Origin of the sequence: Mycobacterium sp. 29Ha, assembly GCF_032883055.1 — a bacterium.
Lineage (GTDB): Bacteria > Actinomycetota > Actinomycetes > Mycobacteriales > Mycobacteriaceae > Mycobacterium > Mycobacterium gallinarum.
This window is the reverse complement of the sequence record NZ_JAMQTI010000003.1, coordinates 26,758-43,739: the sequence shown is the minus strand read 5'-3', so window position 1 is coordinate 43,739 and position 16,982 is coordinate 26,758. Positions and strand designations below refer to the sequence as shown.

At 62.1% G+C, this 16,982-nt stretch carries 18 protein-coding genes and 1 pseudogene; 11 read left to right on the top strand and 8 right to left on the bottom strand.

Annotated features, from left to right (window positions below; all coding sequences use genetic code 11):
• The first annotated feature begins 60 nt into the window (after positions 1–60).
• Positions 61–1,035: a TniB family NTP-binding protein gene (locus tag M1248_RS04880; RefSeq protein WP_317147722.1), complete on the top strand. Its 975-nt coding sequence runs from the start codon at positions 61–63 to the stop codon at positions 1,033–1,035.
• Here M1248_RS04880 and M1248_RS04875 read toward each other — a convergent pair.
• Positions 1,016–2,731: a TniQ family protein gene (locus M1248_RS04875; protein ID WP_317147721.1), complete on the bottom strand. Its 1,716-nt coding sequence runs from the start codon at positions 2,729–2,731 to the stop codon at positions 1,016–1,018. The genes M1248_RS04880 and M1248_RS04875 overlap by 20 nt on opposite strands.
• A gap of 53 nt (positions 2,732–2,784) precedes the next feature.
• Between M1248_RS04875 and M1248_RS04870 the strand changes: the two genes are divergently transcribed.
• The 4 genes from M1248_RS04870 to M1248_RS04855 all read left to right on the top strand — a co-directional run bounded on the left by M1248_RS04870 (position 2,785) and on the right by M1248_RS04855 (position 5,193).
• Entirely contained in the window at positions 2,785–3,066 is a 282-nt protein-coding gene (locus tag M1248_RS04870) for a helix-turn-helix transcriptional regulator (RefSeq protein WP_317147720.1), read from the top strand.
• 193 nt (positions 3,067–3,259) lie between these two features.
• Entirely contained in the window at positions 3,260–3,670 is a 411-nt protein-coding gene (locus M1248_RS04865; protein WP_317147719.1) for a hypothetical protein, read from the top strand.
• A 544-nt stretch (positions 3,671–4,214) separates the two neighbouring features.
• Positions 4,215–4,826, top strand: coding sequence for a L,D-transpeptidase (locus M1248_RS04860; RefSeq protein ID WP_317147718.1), 612 nt, complete (start codon positions 4,215–4,217; stop codon positions 4,824–4,826).
• A 190-nt stretch (positions 4,827–5,016) separates the two neighbouring features.
• Positions 5,017–5,193, top strand: a complete 177-nt coding sequence (locus M1248_RS04855) for a hypothetical protein (RefSeq protein WP_317147866.1) — start codon at positions 5,017–5,019, stop codon at positions 5,191–5,193.
• Between the two features lie 2 nt (positions 5,194–5,195).
• On the opposite strand, the pseudogene M1248_RS04850 reads toward M1248_RS04855, so the two are convergent.
• Positions 5,196–5,414, bottom strand: a pseudogene (locus M1248_RS04850) (copper resistance protein CopC); the annotation flags it as partial.
• Between the two features lie 499 nt (positions 5,415–5,913).
• Between M1248_RS04850 and M1248_RS04845 the strand changes: the two are divergent.
• Positions 5,914–6,369, top strand: coding sequence for a hypothetical protein (locus tag M1248_RS04845; protein ID WP_317147717.1), 456 nt, complete (start codon positions 5,914–5,916; stop codon positions 6,367–6,369).
• Positions 6,366–7,736, top strand: coding sequence for a hypothetical protein (locus M1248_RS04840; RefSeq protein WP_317147716.1), 1,371 nt, complete (start codon positions 6,366–6,368; stop codon positions 7,734–7,736). Before M1248_RS04845 ends, M1248_RS04840 begins: the two co-directional genes overlap by 4 nt.
• A gap of 366 nt (positions 7,737–8,102) precedes the next feature.
• On the opposite strand, the gene M1248_RS04835 is transcribed toward M1248_RS04840, so the two are convergent.
• Positions 8,103–8,696: a heme-copper oxidase subunit III gene (locus M1248_RS04835; protein WP_059088549.1), complete on the bottom strand. Its 594-nt coding sequence runs from the start codon at positions 8,694–8,696 to the stop codon at positions 8,103–8,105.
• A 288-nt stretch (positions 8,697–8,984) separates the two neighbouring features.
• Between M1248_RS04835 and ripC the strand changes: the two genes are divergently transcribed.
• Entirely contained in the window at positions 8,985–10,082 is a 1,098-nt protein-coding gene (gene ripC, locus M1248_RS04830; protein ID WP_317147715.1) for a peptidoglycan hydrolase RipC, read from the top strand.
• On the opposite strand, the gene M1248_RS04825 is transcribed toward ripC, so the two are convergent.
• Positions 10,079–11,311 carry an Ig-like domain-containing protein gene (locus M1248_RS04825; protein ID WP_317147714.1) on the bottom strand — a complete coding sequence of 411 codons (1,233 nt, stop codon included), beginning with the start codon at positions 11,309–11,311 and terminating at the stop codon, positions 10,079–10,081. The two genes, ripC and M1248_RS04825, sit on opposite strands and share 4 nt — an antisense overlap.
• A 203-nt stretch (positions 11,312–11,514) precedes the next feature.
• Here M1248_RS04825 and M1248_RS04820 point away from each other — a divergent pair, with 203 nt between their 5' ends.
• Positions 11,515–12,243 carry a TlpA family protein disulfide reductase gene (locus M1248_RS04820; RefSeq protein WP_410506617.1) on the top strand — a complete coding sequence of 243 codons (729 nt, stop codon included), beginning with the start codon at positions 11,515–11,517 and terminating at the stop codon, positions 12,241–12,243.
• A 133-nt stretch (positions 12,244–12,376) separates the two neighbouring features.
• On the top strand, positions 12,377–13,306 hold the full coding sequence (locus M1248_RS04815; protein ID WP_317147852.1) for a cytochrome c oxidase assembly protein: 930 nt from the start codon (positions 12,377–12,379) through the stop codon (positions 13,304–13,306).
• A 69-nt stretch (positions 13,307–13,375) separates the two neighbouring features.
• Here the strand turns inward: M1248_RS04815 and M1248_RS04810 are convergent, their stop codons facing one another.
• Positions 13,376–13,963: a DUF305 domain-containing protein gene (locus M1248_RS04810; protein WP_317147713.1), complete on the bottom strand. Its 588-nt coding sequence runs from the start codon at positions 13,961–13,963 to the stop codon at positions 13,376–13,378.
• Between the two features lie 188 nt (positions 13,964–14,151).
• Between M1248_RS04810 and M1248_RS04805 the strand changes: the two genes are divergently transcribed.
• Positions 14,152–14,355 (top strand): hypothetical protein, encoded by a 204-nt coding sequence (locus M1248_RS04805; protein ID WP_317147712.1) that lies wholly within the window; start codon positions 14,152–14,154, stop codon positions 14,353–14,355.
• 117 nt (positions 14,356–14,472) lie between these two features.
• Here the strand turns inward: M1248_RS04805 and M1248_RS04800 are convergent, their stop codons facing one another.
• From M1248_RS04800 to M1248_RS04790, 3 genes are all read right to left on the bottom strand, one after another.
• Positions 14,473–15,417 carry a M56 family metallopeptidase gene (locus M1248_RS04800; RefSeq protein WP_317147711.1) on the bottom strand — a complete coding sequence of 315 codons (945 nt, stop codon included), beginning with the start codon at positions 15,415–15,417 and terminating at the stop codon, positions 14,473–14,475.
• A complete protein-coding gene (locus M1248_RS04795; RefSeq protein WP_317147710.1) occupies positions 15,414–15,800 on the bottom strand; it encodes a BlaI/MecI/CopY family transcriptional regulator in 387 nt (128 codons plus the stop codon). Before M1248_RS04795 ends, M1248_RS04800 begins: the two co-directional genes overlap by 4 nt.
• Before the next feature lie 105 nt (positions 15,801–15,905).
• On the bottom strand, positions 15,906–16,493 hold the full coding sequence (locus M1248_RS04790) for a M23 family metallopeptidase (RefSeq protein ID WP_317147709.1): 588 nt from the start codon (positions 16,491–16,493) through the stop codon (positions 15,906–15,908).
• Positions 16,494–16,982 lie beyond the last annotated feature (489 nt).

The window sequence follows — 16,982 nt, the reverse complement described above, 5'->3', positions numbered from 1 at the left end:
AACGATGAAGCCCGTTGTACGCACCTCCGTGACCTCTCAGCCTGGTTTGGATGGCTGTTCGTGGAGACGGATGAAGTACGCGGCATTCGTGCCGCCCTGGCCAAAACGATACGGCGCAACAAGAATTCGCCGCCCGGCGCAAAAGAATTCTTTGCACTGTCTGGTCCCAACTATGTCGGCAAGAGCACGTTCATCATGCGATGGGCACGCGAACGCTATCGCAAGCTGATCGAAGGCGCCGACACCGATTCTCGCGGGCGTCCTGTAATGCACCCCAACGAGGACGTCGAAGTGGATCTATGTCCGGTGGTGTTGACATTGATTCCTGCCAAAGCCGTCGTAAAGTCTGTCAATCAAGAAATCCTGGCCTGCTATGGATTGCCCGGCGACGGCGACACCGTCCAGCTGACTTCCAACGCAATCAACGCCGCCCGGAGGCACGGAACGCAAATCATCATTTTCGATGACCTCCATATGCTCTACACCGATTGGAGAGGAGGCCGCTTTGTGCTCGACCACATCAAGAACATCAACACCGAACTCGGATACACGGGTACAACCTTCGTCTTGGTCGGCGCCAACATCGAGAACAGTGCGCTGGTCAACGACCCGCAAATTGCTGGGCGCTTGACGCTCAGGACGTTAACGCCTTACCCGGCAGGAACGGTCGATGAACGACGAACTTGGCAACGAGTACTCATGCAACTCGAAGAGCTGGTGCTGCCGCATCTTCCAGCCGGAAAACGCGGGATGCTATACCGCGACCTCGCCGGTGAATTATGGCTACGCACACAGGGTTTCGTCGGTGATTTGAAAACGTTGGTCGGTGAAGCCCTCGAAGCTGCAAATCAGGACGGCTCGCACCGGATACTGGCCAGGCATCTGGAAGCGGCAACTCTCACCAAGCGAGCCGAAGACGAATACCGCGAAGAAATCGCGGAACGTCGGCGGCGCCCGCGCTCGAACACCGCGGCGGCGGAGCAGTCACAGCCGCAGTCGGTGGATAGCTCTGGAATCATATCTGGCAATCAGTAAGGACGAGTGTTCGCAGGGATTCTTGCATTGGCTGCGGCAGCTTGGTCTCGAAAGCCCGATAGCCAGCCTTAACGCGGTGGGAAGGCGGCGCACTCCACCCGGGACTGCTGTCAACCGTGCTTTGCGCTACCTCACACCACATCCAAGTGACCGCATAACTCAGTGACGTCAAACGCCGAGCAGGGGCCGACGAACTGCGCCACCGCGGAAACCAACTTTGGGGTCGTTCGGCGAGTGTTCTCACACGCGCTTCACGCTTCCGGAAGTCTCTATTAGGCGGCAGCGCCTGAAGCCCACGTCGTACGGCTTGCGTGAACTCCTCAGGCGAGACGCGCATGAGCTTCGAGGCCGCTCGTGCCGTCTGAGAACCGACATGGGGTGCAAGGCCTAAGCTTTGAGCCACCCCGGCCCAACTCGGCGCTGCTGTGAGTGCTCGCGTGATGGACAGCGAAGCGTAGAGGCGTCGAGTGCGCGCATATCCGCCCAACATATCCGCGAAGATCTCGTCGAACAGTTGCTCGTCGAGGAGATGCGGCACCGCTGAAATCGAAAGATTCGCGGCGGAGGAGCCGCGCTTGCTGAGCCGCCGTCCAACGTGATGGCGGGTTTCCGTCGCCGAACGGATCAGCGAGTCCATAGTCGTAGTTCGAGAGGTGCGGTTGACCATCCAGACGCTTGGCCCGTTGGGTTCGTCTGCGATGAGGGCAGTCCACGGTGCTAACAAGGCTCCGGCCGACTCGACACTCGGGCTCGTCAAGATCTGATGGGCTTGTTTGATGACGTGGCCTCGAATTATCGCGCTCTGCGGGGGGCTATAGCCCCACCGTGGCCCTCGATGCTGGGGCGACCGCGCCCGCGCCTCCGCACGTAAATCCTCAGCCCAATGGATGACGCTGACAGCTTGGGGACGAGACGCTAGATGCAACAGCAAGGTCCCGAGGTGGCGTAGTTCGGCGAGGTACCTACGTGGGTCCACCATCCCGCCGAGCATCTCTGGACGGGCCCCGGCAAGTGCGCGTTGAACGGCGTGGGCAGCGGCGACGAGCGAGGCCTTTGCAGGTTCCGGTCGGTGACCGAGCACGGATTGTCGGCAGGGTGACCGGAGACTGACGGGGTTGCCACACGGCTGATTTGGACCTAGGACTGCGCGGAGTGGTGAGTAGTGATGGCTGCGGAATCGTCGGCCGCACGCTGCGCACCGCGAGATCAGGAAAGTGCCGTGGCGAGGGCAGATCGCATTGATCGGGAGCCGCCAAGCGGTTAGCCACCTACCACGCTCCCGCAAGCACAGCGGGCACGCTTGCGTGCCGGTGGTGGGAAACCAGCCTTGTGACACCACCGCGCGGTAGCTGTGACGTCGCCGCGGATCGAGATCGTCAAGTCGATAGGGCAGGCCACCTCCGAAGCGAGCGAGAGTTGCATGCGTTAGATCCGCCTCGGCGATGCCGCCGATGTCAGCGATCGCAGCGAGAAGTGCGGGATCGGGTTTGATGTCGAAGAACGCCAGGATCGGCCTGCCGCCAGTCTCGCCGGCCCGCAAGAGGCGCAGTAATTGACTGGGGCGGAGATCATTCGCGAATGCGAGACGCTCGACGTAGCTGGCCAGTGATTCATCGCTATCAAGAGCTATTCGAGTGGGGAGCAAACGCTCTTTGTGATGAGGCAGATCGGCAGCCGAGCGGACCACCAACCACATACTACCCTACTAGTAGGGTAGACTTCGCGCTCGTATGAACCCCATGTAGAGGAGTGCCGACGCGCCCCAGCCAGAACGACCCGGAAAGGGTGGCCAAGTGGGAGTTTTGGAGGCACGTTGTGGGGGCGCGCATTCGGGAGCTTCGCGTCGCGAAAGACATGACACAAGAGGCACTGGCGCTCCGATCCGGTGTCACTCGAAACGTCCTCGCCGACGTCGAGCACGGCCGACGGGGACTCCTGTATGAACGGCTATTTGATATTGCCGAAGCGCTAAATGTTCAAGTGGCGGACCTGCTGCCTGAGTCGGACGGGTCGTCGCCGTCGGACCAATAGACAGGACGGAAATTAGAAAGCGCGTAGTTGTGAGTCAAGAGGGCTTGAGGGCCGCCGGGCGGCGGTCCACCAAAGCATCGGCGAAGCTCTCGGGCCGTGAGTTGCCGGAAAGCTACACCCGTCCGGCCGCAGTCGAGAGGCTTCTCGCTGACCTGGCCGAACGCCGGACGACGAACGCGCGGGATGACAAGACGTGAACGAACGCGGGAGGTCACGTCCGGAGGCAAGACCCCGCATCTGGTTCGCGGATCGCGAACTTGTTGACCATTCAGTTCGTGACCCTTGGGAGAACCTTGGCGGCGATGAAGCCGCCAAAACCGCGCAGGAGGAGTACGACTCAACTCCTGAGCTACGCGACCTCCTGGCCAGAGCCGCCGCTAGTAGTTCGGTCATTCGGTCGGGCGTGAACGAGAGAGCGAACAAGACACACGTGAGTAAGGGCGAGGCGTTCCGACGAATGAATGACCGGATCGATGCACTTGTCACCGATCCCCTAATCGCCGATGACTTGCGTAGCTACGAGGCTGAACGACAAAACGCCGACCGCTTGGCCGCGATCAAGCCACCAGCGGAACACCGAAGCGTTCCCCATCCGGAAACCTAGTGGTACTCCGTGTCGATTCTTCAACAACTGTTGAAGACCGACATAGATTCACTGCGTAGCGATCTGTTGAGTCGAGTCGCCGAGTGAGTGAAGAGTGACGGAAGTTGGGTACTGGACAGAAATCTCTAGCTCTCGAAAGACCCTCTTCAGCAGAGTGATTCGACAAGTACGCACACGTCATGGACAGCAGCACCGGGGGACGACAAAACCCGTTTCGGGTCACACCGTAGGTCCGTCATCGAGGTGGCGCCTGAATCACAGGAGCGCAGGCTGCACACGGCAAAGCCGGTGGAGGGGAGTCATCAGTCGATAAGACTCTCCTGCGGATGTCGTATCACGATGTTAATTGCCCTACGTAGCAGAATAGTAGTTGTAGTCCACCGAAGCGGCGAAGGGAGAACTCATGGTTGGTCTGGTTCGCGCCGTCCTCGCCGCGGTTGGCGCTGCGATCGTCGCTATCGGCGGCGCCGATATTGCCGATGCCGGGACGACGACGTCAAGCAGTGTCGCAGTGGCTACGGTCATGTCACCTCAGCCTGGCCAGGTGGTCGGCATCGCCGCGCCCGTGATAATTCGTTTCAGCACCGTGGTCGCCGATCGCGTAGCGGCCGAGCGGGGCATCGCCATCGACACGCCCGCTGAGGTGCCGGGAGAGTTCACGTGGATCGGTGACCGCGTCGTGCAGTGGACGCCGCAGGACTTCTGGCCCGCCTATACGCCGGTGACTGTGCGCACGGGCGGGATGGCGACCAGCTTCGATGTCGGGGCAGCGGTCATGGCCGTTGCCGATATCTCAGCGCATACATTCACTGTGAGTATGGACGGTCAGACGGTGCGGGAGATGCCGGCGTCTTTGGGCAAGCCGGGCTTCGACACTCCACAGGGCACGTTCAAGGTGCTGGAGAAGCAGCGCCGAGTGAAGTTTGATTCACGCACAATCGGCATTCCGTTGGATTCCCCTGAGGGCTACCTGATCGACGGCGAATACGCGGTGCGTGTCACCTGGGGAGGTGTCTATGTGCATTCAGCGCCGTGGTCGGTCGGCTCGCAAGGCAATGCCAATGTCAGCCACGGATGCATCAATCTCAGCCCTGACAATGCGGCGTGGTATTTCGACACGGTGAGCATCGGTGATCCGGTCATTGTCGAGGCGTGACTGACCTGCGCTCGTTAGACAATGGGTGTGGTAGCGACGGCTATGCGCAAGCCGGTCGCTCGCTCACGATGGGTCGGTCAGGTCTGAGGACGACGTGGATTTAACATTCGCGGCGGTCCTCCGTCTGTGTCTCTGCGATTGCCAAAATGCGATCACGCCGCCCAGGGCCAGACCCGCAATTGCTGCGGTTATGACTGTCGTCTTGGTGTCCGATGTGGCAGGAGCTGCCGTGGAGGGCGGCGAAGCGGCGGTCCTTGGCGCGGCAGCCGCCGATGAAGAGGTGGGTGAGGAGGCATCGGAGACCCCGGCGATCGTGAAGCTGTACGAGCCGGTGACGGGATGGCCGTCTGCTGAGACCACCCGGTAGCCGACGGTGTAGACGCCGTTGCCGGGCCTGTCTGGGCCGATGGCCGAGGTAAGTCGCTGTCCGTCCACCTCCGGGGAGCCGGAACTCCACTCGCGACCGTCAGCGCTGGTGACGACGACCGTCGCGAATTCTGGGCTGATGTCCTCGTTGAACGTCAACACTATGGCGTCCGGTGGCACCGTGACGGTCGCGTCCTTCGCGGGGTCCGAGCTCGAGAGCATTGTGTGAGCCGCAGCGATTCCACTTCCACACGACAGGAGGATCAGCGTCCCGAGGCCTATCGCCATTGCGCGCACTATCAGGTTCACAGTCCTCGTTTCCCTCTTGCCTCGGGCGGTGGCACTTCGCGAGGCCCAGCACAGTCGAGTGTATGTTTCGGTCAGCTACGTATGGGGATGGTACGTACGGAGGTGGCCGGTACATGCAACCCACCGCCGAGACGCTGTCGCTATGGATGGAAGGCTGAGCTGATGTCGAGAACTCGACTCATCCGACGCGGCGCACGGACTGGCTCTCAGGATGCAACCCAATGCGCGCCCTAGCCGCGAGCGACGTTTCGTACCTCGCCACCGACGTTGGCCTATGGATGTCGCTGCCTGCTTTCGGACCGGCTTTTGTGGTCGTTGGTGTCGTGATCTACGTGATCCGGCGGGACAGGCGCCGAAACCCCGTCGCTGCCGACGGCGTCGATGAGACAGATAAGGGAAGGAACGATGCTGAGTGAGCCTCAAGGCGCCAAATGTAGCCGTCGTGACGGCGGCGATCCTCGCAGGCACACTGGTCGGTTGCGGTTCATCTAACTCTCCCTCCGGGACAACCGCCTCCCAGTCGGCAGCAGGTGCTGCTAGTGGATCGCCCTCCGCGTCGGCGCCCGCTACATCGACCACGCCGTCCGCGGAGGCCAATGAAGGCACGATCGTCGACATCAACATCGCAGGCGGAATCGTCACGCCGACGAACGGCCAGGCGCAGGGCAACGTCGGCAAGCCGATCGTTCTGAAGGTCGACAGCGACGTCTCGGACTCGCTGCATGTCCATTCAGTGCCTGAGCACACATTTCAGGTCGAACCTCGGCCGGACCAGCAGTTCGAGTTCACGGTTGACGTTCCCGGCCAGGTCGACATCGAGTTACATGACCTCAATCGCACGGTCGTGACGATCCAAGTTCGGCCGTGACACCTGCGCTGAGCGTAGACGTGCTGGCGCACGGCGTAGGCGGTTCCACAGACCTTCCAGTGCCACTGTCGTTCGCGTTGATAGGCGCCGCGTGGGCGTTGACCGCGACTTTCGCTGTAGTCGCATTGGCTTGGAAGACACCACGTTTCGACCCGAACAAACCGGGACGCGACCTACCGACGTGGATTACCCGCGCCGTGGACTCCGTGGTACTGCGATGGACGGTGTCGCTGGCAGCGTTGCTCTTCGCGGCATGGGTGGTCTTCGCGGCGGTCTTCGGACCGGACGGTAGTGAGAACGCCCTACCGGGCGTGTTCTACGTGCTGCTCTGGGTTGGGCTAGTGGCGGTTTCGGTAATTGTCGGCCCGGCGTGGAGAGTCATCTCGCCGGTGCGCACGCTGTATCGATTGCTCTGCGGGAGGCGTCGTGAGTCACCTGACCGGCCCGCGCCGCGCGAGTATCCAAGGCCGTGGGGGTACTGGCCGGCGGCGTTCGGTCTCTTGGCTTTCGTTTGGCTCGAATTGGCGAGCCCGGATCCCGGCTCGCTGACAGCGATCAGAGCTTGGCTGCTCACTTACACGGTTCTAATGTTGTTGGGCGCCTGGGTCTTCGGTTCGCGCTGGTTCGCCCGGGCCGACCCGTTCGAGGTCTACAGCATGGCAGTGTCGCGGCTCGCTCCATTTCGACGCAGCCCTGTGACCGGCCGCATCACGGCGATCAATCCGATGGACCACTTACCGACCATGCCGATTCGTCCGGGAAGCGTAGCTGTCCTCGCCGTGTTGCTTGGCTCCACGGCCTTCGACAGCTTCTCGCAGTCACCCGCGTTCCGTAATTTCATCGATCGGCTCGCGGCCTCATTGCCAGTTCTTAGCGAGGCGTGGGCCGCGTCTGTGCTGCGTACGGTCGGTCTGGTTGTGTTCGTGTCTGTTGTCGGCGTGACCTTTTGGTCTGCCGCAAGGGCAACCGGAGGGGTGGACTCGGACCGCCGCCGGCAACTCCCCGGCGAATTGGCTCACTCGTTGATACCGATCGTCGTCGGTTACATCTTCGCCCACTACATCTCCTATCTGGTTGAGCGTGGCCAGGAGACGATCGTCCGGTTGGCCGATCCGCTGGGCCGAGGGTGGCACCTACTCGGGCTTGATCGGACCGACGTGGCGTACGTGCTGTCCCAACACCCTTCGGTGCTGTGGACGATCAAGGTCTCCTGCGTGGTGATAGGCCACATCGTGGCTGTGATCGCCGCGCACGATCGAGCGCTAAGGCTACTTCCGAAGCGAAATCAAATCAGCGGACAGCTCGCAATGATGCTCACCATGGTCGGATACACCTTCACCGGCTTGTATCTGTTGTTCGGGGGTTAACGACAATCGACCGGGACGCTGATGCGCTTCGGGTGAGGTGGTGGCGTTCAGTTTTGCCAATTCGCAGCAAAATGACCCCGATCGCAATCAGACCCACGAGCGCACCCCCCAGGATCCACAGCGCAGGGCTCGCGCCTTCGGGTTGTTGCTCGCTGTGGGAGTCGTCGTAGGAGTGCTTGGTTGGGGTGGGGACCGCAGGGCTTTGCGAGGTTGTTGTCGATGCAGACTGCGCCGAAGGCTCCGCAGCGACAGAAGGCGCAGCATTCGAGCACAGACCGATGAGTACGGCGGCGAACACAAGCATGATGGCTTGACGAACGCGGCGACGGCTGACTCCTCGTTGGGGCGGGCGCGGCGTTGCGGTCATCACCGCACGAAGTAGATGGTCGCAAAGAGTGCGATCCAGACGATGTCCACGAAATGCCAGTAGTACGAGACGACGATGGCGGCCGTCGCCTGGGCCGGGGTGAATTTGCTCATTCGCGTGCGCATGAGCAGGAAGACGAATGCGACTAGACCACCAATGACGTGCAATCCGTGAAACCCAGTCGTCAGGTAAAAGACGGAGCCATAGGCGCTGCTCGATAGGGTCGTCCCCTCATGCACCAGGTTGATGTACTCGTAGCCTTGGCCTAGGACGAAGAAGAACCCCATGACGAAGGTGACGAGATACCACCGCCGCAGGCCGAATACGTCACCTCGTTCGGCGGCGAAGACGCCCATCTGACAAGTGAACGATGACGCGATGAGTACCAACGTCACCGGCACCGCGAGGGCGAGGTTCAGCTCGGTCGGCGGCGGCGGCCACTCGTCAGCCTGGGAACGAGCGGTGAAGTACATCGCGAATAGGCCGGCGAAGAACATGAGCTCGCTGGATAACCACACGATGGTCCCGACTGAAACCATGTTGGGTCGATTCAGGGAATGAACCCGGGCCGTGATGGCGGTTCCGCTGGTCATATCGTCCCTCGAGGCAAGTCCGCAGGCGATCTACGTAGACACTGCATACTATTGCACATAGTAGGTTCTGGCCTCTGCGCTCTTTGGTGCGGCTGATCGCGAGGGACTAGATACCCTCCGCCACAGCACCTTTGATCCGCTTCGGAGGGTTGCGGATGGGAGAAGGTTGGCGTGGACGACGTCTGCCGCCTCCCGCTTAGTTGGACTTTCGACGCCTTCGCTCGTAACCTTTTCGTGATCTACGTAGTTAGACCATAGGTGTCCCTGCGGGGTGTGAGGATCTGTGTCTTGAGGTTGGACTCTGCCGCGATATGCCGATCGGCGAGTGCTGTCGTCGTGGCGATCGTGCTTTCACTGACATTCGGCGACTCGGTGGGCATTGGTAGGGCCGACCCAGCGGCCGATGCCTTGGCCCGCATGACGGAGCTCTGTCGGGAGGCCGAGCGAACGTCGGAAGCCATCTACTCGGCCGAACTCGACCTCGAGGCGAAACTGGCGGCACAACGCCAAGCCGAGAGCCGTCAGCGCGCCGAGTCTGAGGCCTTGACGGCGGCGCGAGCAGACTTACGCGCATATCAGGACGTCGTGGACCAAGTGGCGGCAGCGTCCTACATGGGAGGTGCGACCAGCGGCATCAACGCCGCGCTGGTCGCAGAGTCTCCGCAAAGCTTGCTCGACGAACTCTCTTTCGACCGCCTGATGGCCACCCAGATGTCGGAGCGCATCGCGGCCTATCGCGCCGCATCAACCCGTGCCGAGAGTGCCGCCCGCGCGGCCGAATCTTCGTCGCTCGATGCCAGGACGGCAGCAGAACAGGCATCAGCGGTCCGCGCAAGCCTTCAGGCCGAGCAGAGTCGGCTGCGCACTCAAATCGCAGACGTCGAGGCCCAGTACCGAGCACTGACTCCGGATCAGCGTGCCGCGCTGGCGGACCCTGGTCCGCTGCCGCCTCAGCCGCCGCCTCCAACAGCGGGGGACCCCGCCATCGTCGCGATGCCTGAGATGGGACTGCCGCCGGTAGCGCCAGGGCCCACCGGCTCGCCCGACGGTGCGGCGGTCGTGCAGGCCGCGTTGACCCGCGTCGGTTCTCCGTACTCTTGGGGCGCGACCGGACCGAATGCATTCGACTGCTCAGGACTCATAAAGTGGGCATTCCTACAGAACGGCAAATCGCTGCCACGGTCGAGTCAAGCCTTGGCTGCCGGTGGACAGCCCGTCGCGACGTCCGACGTCCAGCCCGGTGACATTGTCACCTTCTATTCAGACGCCTCGCATGCGGGAATCTACATCGGAGACGGGAACATGGTGCACGCCTCGACGTACGGCACCCCCGTCAAGGTGGCGCCCATCTCGTCGGCTCCGATTTACAACGTTCGACGATATTAGCCAGTTACTGTGGCGTTTCCCGCTTTCCATTGGTCCCACGGGATGTTCCAGTCGCCGAGTCCGTCAGTTCCAGACAGCATGGGCCCTACCGTGTTGACGACCTCGACGATGTCGCCGCGCTTGGTGTTGTCGTAGAACCATTTACCGTTCTCCGTACTGGCGTTGAGGCAGCCGTGGCTGACGTTGGCGCTCCCCTGGCTGCCGACCGACCATGGGGCAGCGTGGACATAGATCCCGCTGTAGGACATCTGGGTGGCCCAATTGACCTCGGTTCGGTATCCGTCGGGTGAGTTCACCGGCACGCCGTAGGTCGAAGAATCCATCACCAGGAATGAGTATCGATCGCCGATGACGTACGTGCCGTTGTCGGTGGGCGTCTTGTCCTTGCCCATGGAGATGGGCATGGTTTTGACGACGTCGCCGTTGACCCGCACGGTCATGGTCTTGGTGGTGTCGTCAGCGGTTGCGATCACCTCGTCGCCAATGGTGAAGCGTGTGGAGGCATCGTCCTGACCAAACAATCCTTGACCCAGATCAACCCCGTAGGCCTTCACCTGGACATCAACCGATGTGCCCGGCTTCCAGTATTGCGCTGGCCGCCAACGAACCTCGCGATCGTTCAACCAGTAGAACGCACCCTCGACCGGAGGATTCGTAGTGACGGTGATTGCCTGCTGGGCGGCGAGTCGGTCTGGAATGTTTTCGTCGAAGCGCACGGCGATGGGCTGCCCGACGCCCACGACTTCGCCGTCGTTGGGCAGCACATACGGCATCGTGAGGTTCTGCGGCGAATGGGTCTCGAAGGTAGCACTGGTATGTGCTACCCCACCCAGCCCACGCGCTTCCGCGTCGAGCGTGTACTGCCGGTTGTAGCCCAGCGGTTCCGCAGAACTCCACGTGACACCGTCAGGACTCATCTCGCCGGCCACGACGCGACCCTGCTCGTTGACCAATGTCACCGCCCCCAACACCCCGGCGTCGGCAGTGACGGTCACCGGCGACTCAACCGGAACACCGATGGCGCCATCAGTTACGGACGCCTGCACCTTCGGCACGAGCAAATCGCCAAAGGGTGTGCCCTTGTCAACGATGGCTTGAGGCTGTTGGGGCGGCGTCGATCCGCCGCAGGCGGCGACCCCCAGAACGAGGCTGGCAATTGCCAGCAGCGCCAACGTCGTCCACCCGACGCCCCTGCGCCGATGGATGGCCCCGGAGCCGATCCGCCTCATTCGCGTATCCCGTCATTCGCCGTGAACTTGTGTCGCTACCATCTTACGTAGTCTCTACGTAGAGGGTGTTTTGCAAGCGGACCCTCGAAGGAATTGCGCCTGGCGTCGAGTCTCCGGAGGTAATTCTGGCGATAGTGCACGTCACGTGCGGCAATCTCTCGGGTCCGATTGCGCGACCCGGTTCGCGGCAGGATTAGACGAAGATGAAACGTGAGATAGGTCATCCGCAGACTTCCGCGTCAGGTCCGCCGAGGATTGACGCGGACGATGAACGTGTGCATGGCCGACGACGAACCGCATCCGTTTCCTCGGCGATACGCCGACTCTTTGTTGCGGGTGTTAGTGCGGTGCTGCTCGGTGTCGCAGTGTCCGGGTGTTCGAGTGGCGACGACGCGGTCGCGCAGGGCGGCACGTTCGAATTCGTTTCGCCAGGAGGACAAGTCGACATCTATTATGACCCTCCCCAGAACCGAGGTAGCCCCGGACTGATACGCGGACCTGACCTGATGGACCCGAACCGCACGGTGTCCGTCGATGACTTCGCCGGCCAGGTGGTGGTAATCAACGTGTGGGGGCAGTGGTGTGGTCCATGCCGAACCGAGATGCCGGAATTGCAGACGGTGTACGACGCGACCCGCAACGCGGGAGTCGCATTTGTCGGCATCGATGTCCGTGACAACAACCGCCAAGCTGCAGTCGACTTCATTGTCGACCGCAAGGTCACCTTCCCATCGATCTATGACCCGCCGATGCGCACGATGATTGCCCTGGGGGCCAGGTATCCCACCACGGTGATCCCATCAACGATCGTGTTGGACCGGTCGCATCGCGTTGCCGCGGTGTTTCTTCGGGCCCTGCTTGCCGAGGATCTCGAACCCGTGGTTCGACGCCTCGCCGCCGAGCCCGCCACTGATCCCGGATCGCCACAGTGAACGGCGTCCGCACCGCGGACTCTGGCCACCACACGAGCCGGTCGATATCGGGGCACTGCGCACAACCTCTCCGTTCGGAGGACCCTTGATCGGTCACGTGGTGCTACCTACGTCACCACCGTCGATATCGGCGATGCTCGGCTGGTTCCCGCCGCCCGTCCCTTTAATCCCAGTAGTCGCAGGCGGTTTGGCGGTGTGGTATCTGCTCGCCGTTCGGGTGGTCAGGTCGCGGGGTCACGACTGGGCGTGGACGCGAACCGTGAGCTTTCTCGCAGGTTGCATCGCCATGGCGGCGGTGACCGGACTGGCCATCGACAGCTATGGCTACCGCTTGTTCAGTGCCTTCATGTTTCAGCACCTCACGCTGTCGATACTTGTCCCGCCACTGCTGGTGTTGGGTGCACCTGGCCGGCTCCTGCTCAGGTCCACGCCCCACCGCGGCGTTGGGCGTTGCATCCTGATCGTTGTCTTGAGCGCGCTGCGGTGCCGGGCGAGCCGGGTGGTGTTGCACCCCGGTTTCACCATTCCGCTGTTCCTTATCAGCTACTACGGTCTTTACCTGTCCGACTTATTCGACGCCGCGGCGGCCAGTGTTGCCGGCCACATCGCACTGCAGGTGTTCTTCCTTGCCAGCGGCCTGCTCTTCATCCTGCCGATCCTGTCGACTGGTCCGCTGCCGGTCCGGCAGAGCAACCTGGGTCGATTTTTCGACATTTTCGTCGAAATGCCACTGCACGTCTTCATCGGCGTGATCCTGATGATGGCACCCCGCGCGCTGACCGACACCTTTGCGCATCCGCCGGCGAATTGGAACGTCGACCCGGTCGCCGATCAGGCGGTCGCCGGCGCCTTGGCATGGTCGTATGGCGAACCCATTGCGCTATTGACCACGTTGATCTTTGCCATCCGCTGGCGTCGTGAAGAGGAGTCGGAGTCGGCGAAGAGGGAAGCGGACGTCGAGCGCGGCGACGCAGATCTGGCCGCCTACAACGCATTCCTGCGCGAGCTTCATCGACAGCCGCTACGGCCTACCGGGCCGGAAGACGCGCACCGGCACGACTGACCGGCCGCACGGGCAACCTGTCGAAGCTCATCCCGTGGACATGATGCGCTTTCTCTAGTCAGCACCCAGTCAGCGTCGCAACGCCTCCATGACGGAGATTTCGGCCTGCTGACTTTCGACAAGCGATCGCGCAATGGCCATCGTTCCGGGGTGTGACCCTGATTGGAGTTGGTCGCGCGCGGCAGAGATCGTGAACCTGTGCTGCCTGATCATCAGTGCGAGATACATGTCCGCCGCGCGCGCTTGGGCCGCTTCGGCTAAGTAGCGAAAGTCTATTTCGGAGGCGAGGGGGTGTTCGCCTGGCCGAACGGGAAGGTTCGGTGCGCCCGTTGGAGGAGCTGAGTCGGCGCTTATGGGGGCGAATCCCCACTCCAGGAGAAGCGCCTGCAACTCATCGGAGTAGCGGGAGCTGCTGTCCGTGATTCGGCTTGCGATGTCGACGATTTCGGGCGCAAGACCATCCTTGGCGATAGCCAGGTTGCTCAACGCAATAGTTTGTGCGCTGTGGTCGATGATGTCGCGTGCGAACAAGACATCGAACCGGGTGTGCTCCTCCTCCGCGGTGGCAACCGAAGCAGTCGAAGGACGCTGCGCCGAAACACCCTCTGTATTGCCACATCCCGCGACGATAATTGTCATCGGGATTGCGAATGCCACCAATACCCGACGGAATCGGCCCCTGGTACGGAGTGTTAGTCCAAGCGCACGCACCGCATCACCTCGCTGACGGAAAAATGGGTACAGGGCCTCGTGATCACTTTGTCCGTATGACATCGCCACACCTCGTATCGGATGACCCATGAAAGCGATGGTCACATACGTAGTGACATAGTAGATTGGTGGGCGTGAAGAGCGCACTGGTCGTGTCCTGCGGTGGGCCGCAGTCGAGTTGGTATAAACAACGCCAGGTGCCGCAAAGGGGAAGAGTGGTTCGCCGATGGATCGCCGCCGCGCTGCTGTTGGCCCTGGGGTTGGCGGTAGTGGCCTTGCTCCTGGCCGACCCGGTCGCCGCTGACCTCGCCCTTACTGTGCGGCTCCCGTACGTCTAGCGGCGCAGAGCGATGTGTCCTCCGTTGTGGTCGCATCCTCGATCAATGGTGCTGTGCAGCGAGGCATTCGGGTTGCGCTTGCAGAGTGCGTTGGCCCTTCTCGAGTGTGCGAGCCACTCACGCAAAGCAGATCAAGACGCCCGACAGTGAAAGCGCGACGATAGCCAACGGGGTGGCGGCCATCGCCGCAACCGCACCACTGAGCGTGAGGCGGGTCTGGATTTGGGCGAGCCCCCGGGGGGGATCCGATAGCCGCTCGGCACGGACGAGTACGGCCACCGCGGCGGCCGCCAGACCATGGGCCGGCGCGTTGGCACCCGAAAGGGTCAGCAGGCCCGCGAGGAGAGGCTGACGGCCATGTCGCCTCGCGGCGGCATCGTCAGCACACATTTCCAGCAGCGCACTGATGTACGTGGCTGCCTTCGTGAAAAGCCCGATCTTGGGTAGCGCGGAAGTCAGGCCGCGCATTGCAGCAACGACATAGGCATGACGCCCGTCCAGGTGCGCGCGCTCATGGGCCACGACGGCCGCAAGTTGTACCTCGTCGAGTGCAGCCAGAGCAGCTGTGGTGACGACGATTGCCGGTGGGCGACCCGCCACGCAGTACGCCGCGGGTTCGGATGCCTCGATGAACACAACGTCTCTACCGCTTGACTTACCAACCATTCGCACGGCGTCGGCGTGCGCGAAAGTGTGAGTACGCATACGGCTGAGGGCTCGGCCAATTCGAACGCAAATGGCGACGAAGCTCCCGACAGCGATGGCCACCGCGACACTTGCAACGGATCGTGCAGGCCAGCCAGCGTGCCCGGCGAGAATCGCGTAAAGACGCTCCAAGCAAGACGCCAACAGCGCGTCAGGGCTGTCCCAATGACCGGCGGCCTCGATGAGCAGCAGCGCCACAGCGGTGACCGAACAGCCAAGCACCGTCACGATAGCCGTGAGCCAGGCTGCGATTGAGAGGCGCGGAGCCCCGCCATCGGCAGTGAGCCGGACCAACAGTTTCGGTCCGATCGATAAAACTACTGCTACATACAACAGCAGTGCGGCCGCGACGGTCATCGCCGCCCGCGTTTACGGGCAAGGCGCCGAAGTGCAGCCCGCAAGTCCGCCGATTCCCCCGCGTCGATTTGCGCCACGAAATGGCTGAGTACCGCCTCCGAACGGCCTCCGCCGCTGAGCGCTTCAAGCATCAGACGGGCACTGTGCTCTTCCCGAGTCAGGGTCGGTCGGTATCGGTACGCCTTACCGTCGCGTTCTCGCGACAGCCATCCCTTGCCATGCAAGTTGTCCATCGTCGACATCACCGTGGTGTACGCGATGTGGCGTTCGGTGCTCAACTCGTCGAATATCTCCCGGACTGTGGTATCGGTCTCGGGGTCGCGATTCCAGAGGCGATCCATGATCGCCGCCTCGAGTTCTCCGAAGCCACGCACCCGCGCCATGAACGAACCTCCTGAATTAGTCAGTAGGTAGCTTACGGTGTCTGCAGCATCTGACGCTGAATTGTGGTCTGGGTCGACCTAGTCAGTTGTGGAACCTACCTGCTATCAGCTGGGCACCCCGCGCTCCTGCAACCACGCCATCGGGTCAATCTTGTCCGACCCGTTGCGGTGGACCTCAAAATGCAGATGGGGACCCGTCGAATTGCCACGGTTGCCCATAGTGGCAATTTGATCGCCAGCCATTACACGGTCGCCTTCTTGCACCGTGGCAGTGTCGATGTGACCGTAGAGCGTGACCGTGCCGTCCGAGGCGCGGATCTTGACCCACATGCCGTAACCGGGTGTCGGCCCGGACGCGACCACCTCGCCATCGGAGGCGGCATAGATCGGCGTACCGACGGCGTTGGCGATGTCGAGTCCCGCGTGTAGGGAACCCCACCGTGTTCCGAATCCCGACGTCAAGATGCCTCGGGCCGGAAAGACGAACTGCGGACGTCGCATTCGCGCCTCTCGCTGCGCACGCTCCTGGGCGAATGCCGCTCCGCGAACCAGCTCTTCTTGGTGGACTGCGGCGTCGAAACTGTTGGCTACTTGGACGATCTGCATTCCCGCCGCGTCCGGTACGGAATCGGTTTGCGCTGTTGTGGCGTCCGCGATCAAAGTCGGGTTGGCCGGAACGTCCGACGCTTCCACCATCGCATTCGCGCCAGCGGCTATCGCCCCAGCAGCAACACCCGCGACCACCAGCCGGCCGTGTACGGATCCGGCTGCTTCCGGAGGCCGTCGATGCACAGGGGGTCTGCGGCGGTGTGCACCGGACGGTGTCGGTCGATGGCGACTCGACGCATCTGGTTCGTGCACGCGTGCAGGACCTGTGGACGATTGCGGGGCCCGTGATGCAGGTGTTTCAACAACCGGTGCAAGTAGCAATAGGGGCCGCTCGTCGGTCAGGTCGTTCACGTCGTCGAGTTCGGGTGCGGTCAGTACTTCCAGGTCGGTGGTGAAAGGATTGCGATCGACCGTCGAATCCGCGGACGGGCCGAACTCACTGACAGGGATGATTTCAGTGATTGCGGCCCACAGATGTTTCTGTGGCGCGTTCGGTCGCGGGGTCCGTCGGCGAGCCACCAATTTCGAGACGTTCCTTACCGTTACCGGTTCGTTATGAAGCTGGCGAGAGGT